The organism is Massilia sp. 05N420 (assembly GCF_056397205.1).
The window spans coordinates 78,381-85,457 of record NZ_JBFTMX010000019.1 but is presented as its reverse complement, the minus strand read 5'-3'; the positions used below and the strand labels follow the sequence as shown (position 1 = coordinate 85,457).

The window sequence follows — 7,077 nt, the reverse complement described above, 5'->3', positions numbered from 1 at the left end:
AGCCGACCCCGTCGCTAGACGGACGCTCGGTCCTGCTGGGCATCTCCGCGGCGATCGGCCCGGGCACGCTGATGGCTTCGGTCATGCACAAGGACGACCGCACCAGCTTCAACCAGGACGCCAATTCCTGGGGCATCGGCTACCTGTATGGCCTGTCCAAGCGCACCGGCCTGTACGCGGCCTACGCCCATATCAACAACAAGAACGGCGCAGGCTACACTGTGGCAAACAATACCGAGACTGGCACCGGCAATACCGGTTACAACCTGGGTATCCGCCATAGTTTTTAAAGAGGAGACTGGATGTTCGAGATCAGCCAGGTCCGCTGCTTCGTCGCGGTGGCGGAGGAGCTGCATTTCGGGCGCGCCGCCGAGCGCCTGAACATGACGCAGCCGCCGCTGAGCCGCCAGATCCAGCTGCTCGAACACCACGTCGGCACCCGCCTGCTGGACCGCAGCAGCCGCGGCGTGCGCCTGACGGCGGCCGGCAAGGCCTTCTTTCCCGAAGCCGCGCGCATCCTGCGCATGGCCGACGAGGCCGTGGTGACGGCACGCCGGGTCGCCAAGGGCGAACAAGGCTCGCTGGCGATCGGCTTCACCGCCGCCTTCGGCTACGGCCCGCTGCCCGACCTGGTGCGGCGCCTGCGCGAGCGCGCGCCCGGCATCTCGCTCACGCTCAAGGAACTGGTCACCACGTCCCAGCTCGAAGGACTGGACAGCGGCCAGCTCGACATCGGTCTGATGCGCCCCCACGCGCGCCACGGCGAACTCGAGACCGTGCTGATGGCGACGGAACCACTGATGCTGGCGATTCCCGAGCGCGAGGCGGCCGACTGGCCGGAGCGGCCGACCCTGGCCTGCGTGCACGGCAAGCCCTTCCTGATGTACTCGCCCTACGAGGCGCGTTATTTCTACCAGCTGCTGAACAACTGCTTCGACGCCGCCGGCGTGACGCCCGACGTGGTCGAGCACATCGGCCAGATCCACACCATGCTGGCCCTGGTCAGCTCGGGCGTGGGCGTGGCGCTGATACCCACCGCGGCAGCGCGCCTGCAGCTGCGCGGGGTCGTACTGCGCACGATGGCCACCGAGCCGCCGGAGCCCGTACAGACCATCTGCGCCTACCGCCGCGACAATAACAACCCGATCCTGGACATCTTCCGGCGCGATATCCTGCCTGCATTCGTACGCGGCCAACGATCCAATTCTTGAATCGATTCAGACAGTCATTGGTTTGGTTGAGCATGATTGGCGGACTAAGATTGGTGTCATAAAAACATACATCGATCGGACTCCTGCCGCCGGCCGGAGCGATACAACGACATCAGGAGACACTTGTGGAACAAGCACAAGCCATCAGGGCTGCCAGCGCCGCCAAAGTCCAGACCCGCACGCGCTGGATGATTCTCGCCATGCTGTTCGTCATCACCACCATCAACTACGCCGACCGCGCCACGATCTCGATCGCCGCGCCGGGCATCAAGAAGGAACTCGGCCTGGATGCGGTCCAGATGGGCTTCGTGTTTTCCGCCTTCGCCTGGTCCTATGTGATCGCCCAGCTCCCGGGCGGCTGGCTGCTGGACCGCTTCGGTTCCAAGATCACCTACTTCTTCAGCATCTTCCTGTGGTCGGTCTTCACGATGCTGACCGGCGCCACCGGCTTCGTCGCCGGCGGCGCCGCGGTGGCCATGCTGTTCACCCTCCGCCTGCTGGTCGGCGCCGCCGAAGCGCCTTCCTTCCCGGGTAACAGCCGGATCGCCTCGGCATGGTTCCCGACCAACGAGCGCGGCCTGGCCGCCGCCATCTTCAACTCGGCGCAGTACTTCGCCACCGTGCTGTTCGCGCCGATCATGGGCTGGCTGGTGCATTCCTACGGCTGGCACAGCGTGTTCTACGTGATGGGCGGCCTGGGCATCGTGATGGCCTTCGTCTGGCTCAAGGTCATCTACGCACCGAAGGACCATCCCTCGGTCAGCCAGAGCGAACTGAAATACATCCAGGAAGGCGGCGCCCTGGTCGACCTCGACGGCGCCCAGAAAGCCCCGGCCCAGGTCAACACCTTCGCCGCCATCAAGGAACTGCTGGGCAACCGCATGCTGCTGGGCGTGTACATCGGCCAGTACTGCATCACCACCCTCACCTACTTCTTCCTGACCTGGTTCCCGGTCTACCTGGTGCAGGAGCGCCACATGACCATCCTGAAGGCCGGCTTCGTGGCCTCGCTGCCGGCGATCGCGGGCTTCATCGGCGGCGTGAGCGGCGGCTGGCTGTCGGACCGCCTGGCCAAGCGCGGCTATTCGCTGTCGGTGTCGCGCAAGGTGCCGATCGTGCTCGGCATGCTGATGTCGATGAGCATGATCGCCTGTAACTATATCGAGACCGACATGCTGGTGGTCGCCGTGATGTCGCTGGCCTTCTTCGGCAAGGGCGTCGGCGCGCTGGGCTGGGCGGTGGTGTCGGACACCTCGCCGAAGGAAGCCGGCGGCTTGAGCGGCGCACTGTTCAACACCTTCGGCAACACCGCCGGCATCACCACCCCGATCGTCATCGGCTACATCGTGCAGGGCACCGGTTCCTTCTCCGGCGCGCTGGTCTTCGTCGGCGCCAACGCGGCACTGGCGATCGCCTGCTACCTGTTCATCGTCGGCGACATCAAGCGCGTCAGCCTGAGCAAATCGCTGATCGCAAAGTAAATCTACAAGTTTCAAAGGACGCATCCATGACTACTTACGTATCCGGCGCCCCCGTCGTCACCGACCTGCGCGTCGTTCCCGTGGCCGGCCGGGACAGCATGCTGCTGAACCTCTCCGGCGCCCACGGCCCCTGGTTCACCCGCAACATCGTCCTGCTCACCGACAGCGCCGGCAATACCGGCCTGGGCGAAGTGCCGGGCGGCGAGAAGATCCGCCAGACCATCGAGGATGCGAAACCCCTCATCGTCGGCAAGACCCTGGGCGAGTACAACAACATCCTGAATGCGATGCGCAAGGCCTTCGCCGACCGCGATGCCGGTGGACGCGGCAACCAGACCTTCGACCTGCGCACCACCATCCACGCCGTCACCGCGGTGGAGTCGGCCCTGCTCGACCTGCTGGGCCAGTTCATGAACGTGCCGGTGGCAAGCCTGCTGGGCGAAGGCCAGCAGCGCGACGCCGTCGAGATGCTGGGCTACCTGTTCTACGTCGGCGACCGCAAGAAGACCAACCTGGACTACCGCAGCGAGCCGGACGCCGGCAGCGCCTGGTTCCGCCTGCGGAACGAGGAAGCGCTGACGCCGGAAGCCGTGGTGCGCCTGTGCGAAGCGGCGCGCGAACGCTACGGCTTCAACGACTTCAAGCTGAAGGGCGGCGTGCTGTCCGCCGACGAGGAAATGGAAGCCGTCGTCGCCATGCACGAGCGCTTCCCGGACGCCCGCATCACGCTGGACCCGAACGGCGCCTGGTCGCTCAAGGAAGCGATCCGCGTGTGCCGCGACAAGCACGGCGTGCTGGCCTATGCCGAGGATCCCTGCGGCGCCGAGGGCGGCTTCTCGGGCCGCGAAGTGATGGCCGAGTTCCGCCGCGCCACCGGCCTGCCGACCGCGACCAACATGATCGCCACCGACTGGCGCCAGATGGCCCATTCGATCCAGTTGCAGTCGGTCGACATTCCGCTGGCCGACCCGCACTTCTGGACCATGCAGGGTTCGGTGCGCGTGGCCCAGCTGTGCGAGATGTTCGGCCTGACCTGGGGCTCGCACTCGAACAACCACTTCGACATCTCGCTGGCCATGTTCACCCACGTCGGCGCCGCCGCCCCCGGCAAGGTCACCGCCATCGATACCCACTGGATCTGGCAGGACGGCCAGCGCCTGACCAAAGAACCGCTCAAGATCGAGGGTGGCCTGGTCCGCATTCCGTCGAAGCCGGGCCTGGGCATCGAGATCGACGAGGCCGAGCTGGAAAAGGCGCACCAGGCCTACAAGAACATGGGTTTGGGCGCGCGCGACGACGCCGCCGCAATGCAATTCCTGGTCCCCAACTGGACCTTCGACAACAAGCGCCCCTGCCTGGTGCGCTGATCATTTTTCCGCTAATCGGAGACCATCATGAACACCACCACTCCCTACAGCGGCATCCCGAACCGCTTCAAGCAAGACCTGCGCGAGGGCAAACAGCTGATCGGCTGCTGGTCTTCGCTGGCCAACCCTTTCACCACCGAGATCCTCGGCCTGGCCGGCTTCGACTGGCTGCTGCTCGACGGCGAACACTCGCCGAATGACCTGAACAGCTTCATCCTGCAGCTGATGGCGCTGAAGGACAGCCCAAGCGCGCCGGTGGTGCGCCCGCAGTCGAACGATACGGTGCAGATCAAGCGCCTGCTCGACGCCGGCTTCTACAACTTCCTGATCCCCTTCGTCGAGACCGCCGAGGAAGCGGCCCAGGCCATCGCCGCGACCCGCTATGCGCCGGAAGGCGTGCGCGGCGTGTCGGTGTCGATGCGCGGCAACCGCTTCGGCACCATCCCGGACTACCACAACGTCAGCAACCGCAACATCACGGTGGCGCTGCAGATCGAAAGCCGGGTGTCGGTCGCCAACATCGAGGCCATCTGCGCGGTGGACGGCGTCGACTGCGTCTTCATCGGCCCGTCCGACCTGGCGGCCGGCTACGGCTACCTGGGCAATGCCGGCCATCCGGAAGTGCAGGAAGCGATGCAGCGCGTGTTCGCCGCCGCCAAGGCCGCCGGCATTCCGGTCGGGATCCTGGCGCCGGTGGAAAGCGACGCCCGCCGCTACATCGAGATGGGTGCGACCATGGTGGCCGTCGGCAGCGACCAGGGCCTGTTCCGCGCCGCCACCCAGGGCCTGCGCGACAAGTACGCGCTGTAAAAGACACGAACAGATACGGAGATAAGGAAATGAGCAAAATCGGATTCATCGGCCTGGGCATCATGGGCACCCCGATGGCGGGCCACCTGATCAAGGCCGGCCATGAAGTCTTCCTGTACACCCACGGCAGCGTGCCGGGCGAGCTGGTCGAGGCAGGCGGCAAGGCCTGCGCTTCCAGCCGCGAAGTGGCACAGAACGCCGACGTCATCATCACAATGGTGCCGGATACGCCGCACGTGGCATCGGCCCTGTTCGGCGAGAACGGCGTGGCCGAAGGTCTGTCGCCGGGCAAGGTGGTCGTCGACATGAGCTCGATCTCCCCCGTCGAGACCAAGGCATTCGCGGAACGCATCAAGGCCCTCGGCTGCGACTACGTCGACGCCCCGGTCTCCGGCGGCGAAGTCGGCGCCAAGGCGGCCAGCCTGACCATCATGGTGGGCGGTTCGGAAGCGGCCTTCGACCGCGTCAAGCCGCTGTTCGAACTGATGGGCAAGAACATCACCCTGGTGGGCGAGAACGGCGCCGGCCAGACCTGCAAGGTGGCCAACCAGATCATCGTCGCCCTGAACATCGAGGCGGTGGGCGAAGCCCTGCTGTTCGCATCGAAGATGGGCGCCGATCCGGCCAAGGTGCGCCAGGCGCTGATGGGCGGCTTCGCGGCGTCGCGCATCCTGGAAGTGCACGGCGAGCGCATGGTCAAGCGCACCTTCGACCCGGGCTTCCGCATCGAACTGCACCAGAAGGACCTGAACCTGGCGCTGTCGAGCGCGCGCGCGATCGGCGTCTCGCTGCCGAACACCGCCACCGCCCAGGAACTGTTCAACAGCTGCGCGGCCCACGGCGGCGCCGGCTGGGACCACTCGGGCATGGTGCGCGCGCTGGAAATGATGGCGAATTTCGAAATCGGCCAGCAGCAAAAATGAACGCGCCGCATTCGAGCCCGCGCCAGCTGTTGCTGAAGATGTTCGACGCTGCGATCGAGTCCGCGCAGCCCGGACATTGCGTGCCGCCGCACCTGCCCGAGCCCGGCGCCGGCAGGACCATCGTGATCGGCGCCGGCAAAGCCTCGGCCGCGATGGCGCGGGCGCTGGAGCAGCACTGGCCCGGGCCGATCTCCGGCCTGGTAGTCACGCGCTACGGCTATGCGGTGCCCTGCCAGCGCATCGAGATCGTCGAAGCCGCGCATCCGGTGCCGGACGAAGCCGGCCTGCGCGCGGCCGGGCGCATGATGGAACTGGTCGGCGGCCTGACGCTTGATGACACCGTGATCTGCCTGATCTCGGGCGGCGGCTCCTCGCTGCTGCCCTTGCCGCTCGACGGCATCACGCTGGAAGACAAGCAGGCGGTCAACCGCGCCCTGCTGGCCTCCGGCGCCACCATCGGTGAAATGAACACCGTGCGGCGCCACCTGTCGGCAATCAAGGGCGGACGGCTGGCGGCGGCCTGCCATCCGGCGCGCGTGGTCACCTTGCTGATCTCGGATGTGCCGGGCGACCGTCCCTGCGACATCGCCTCCGGCCCGACCGTCGGCGACCCGACCACCTGCCTTGACGCGCTGGCCATCGTGCGCCGCTACGGCATCGAGTTGCCGGCGGCGGTGCGCGAAGTGCTGGAGAGCGGACGCGGCGAATCGGTCAAGCCGGGCGACCCGCGCCTGGCACGCTGCGAGACGCGGATGATCGCGACGCCGCAGATGGCGCTGGAAGCGGCGGCCGCGGTCGCACGCGAAGCCGGCATCACGCCCTACATTCTCGGCAATGCGATCGAGGGCGAGGCGCGCGACGTCGGCAAGGCGATGGCGGGCATGGCGCGCCAGGTGGCGGACTACAACCAGCCTTTCGCCAGACCCTGCGTAATGCTGTCCGGCGGCGAGACCACGGTGACGGTGCGTGGCCAGGGACGCGGCGGACGGAATGTCGAATTCCTGCTGTCGCTGGGACTGGCGCTTGAGGGTCAGGCGGGCATCCACGCGCTGGCCGGGGATACCGATGGCGTCGATGGCCAGGAAGAGATCGCCGGCGCGGTGCTGGCGCCGGAGTCGCTGGCGCGGGCGTGGGCGCTGGGAATCAGGCCGGCCGATGCGCTGCAGGACAACGACGGGCACGGCTTCTTCGGGGCGCTTGGAGATTCGGTGGTGACCGGGCCGACGCTCACGAACGTGAACGATTTTCGGGCGGTGCTGGTGGAATAACCGTCATCCCCGCGAAA

7 protein-coding genes are annotated in these 7,077 nt (G+C 66.6%); all 7 read left to right on the top strand.

Features of this window, described 5'->3' with window-relative positions:
- Positions 1-290 (top strand): porin (locus AC1DIX_RS15155; protein WP_477325400.1); only part of this gene is annotated, 290 nt, incomplete at its 5' end.
- 12 nt (positions 291-302) lie between these two features.
- Entirely contained in the window at positions 303-1,211 is a 909-nt protein-coding gene (locus AC1DIX_RS15150) for a LysR family transcriptional regulator (RefSeq protein ID WP_477325398.1), read from the top strand.
- 188 nt (positions 1,212-1,399) lie between these two features.
- Positions 1,400-2,692: an MFS transporter gene (locus tag AC1DIX_RS15145; protein WP_442123623.1), complete on the top strand. Its 1,293-nt coding sequence runs from the start codon at positions 1,400-1,402 to the stop codon at positions 2,690-2,692.
- 26 nt (positions 2,693-2,718) lie between these two features.
- Positions 2,719-4,059: a glucarate dehydratase gene (gudD, locus tag AC1DIX_RS15140; RefSeq protein WP_442123563.1), complete on the top strand. Its 1,341-nt coding sequence runs from the start codon at positions 2,719-2,721 to the stop codon at positions 4,057-4,059.
- A gap of 27 nt (positions 4,060-4,086) precedes the next feature.
- On the top strand, positions 4,087-4,869 hold the full coding sequence (gene garL / locus AC1DIX_RS15135) for a 2-dehydro-3-deoxyglucarate aldolase (protein WP_477253159.1): 783 nt from the start codon (positions 4,087-4,089) through the stop codon (positions 4,867-4,869).
- Between the two features lie 29 nt (positions 4,870-4,898).
- Positions 4,899-5,792 (top strand): 2-hydroxy-3-oxopropionate reductase, encoded by an 894-nt coding sequence (glxR, locus tag AC1DIX_RS15130; protein WP_477253161.1) that lies wholly within the window; start codon positions 4,899-4,901, stop codon positions 5,790-5,792.
- Positions 5,789-7,060: a glycerate kinase type-2 family protein gene (locus AC1DIX_RS15125; protein ID WP_477325396.1), complete on the top strand. Its 1,272-nt coding sequence runs from the start codon at positions 5,789-5,791 to the stop codon at positions 7,058-7,060. Before glxR ends, AC1DIX_RS15125 begins: the two co-directional genes overlap by 4 nt.
- Positions 7,061-7,077 lie beyond the last annotated feature (17 nt).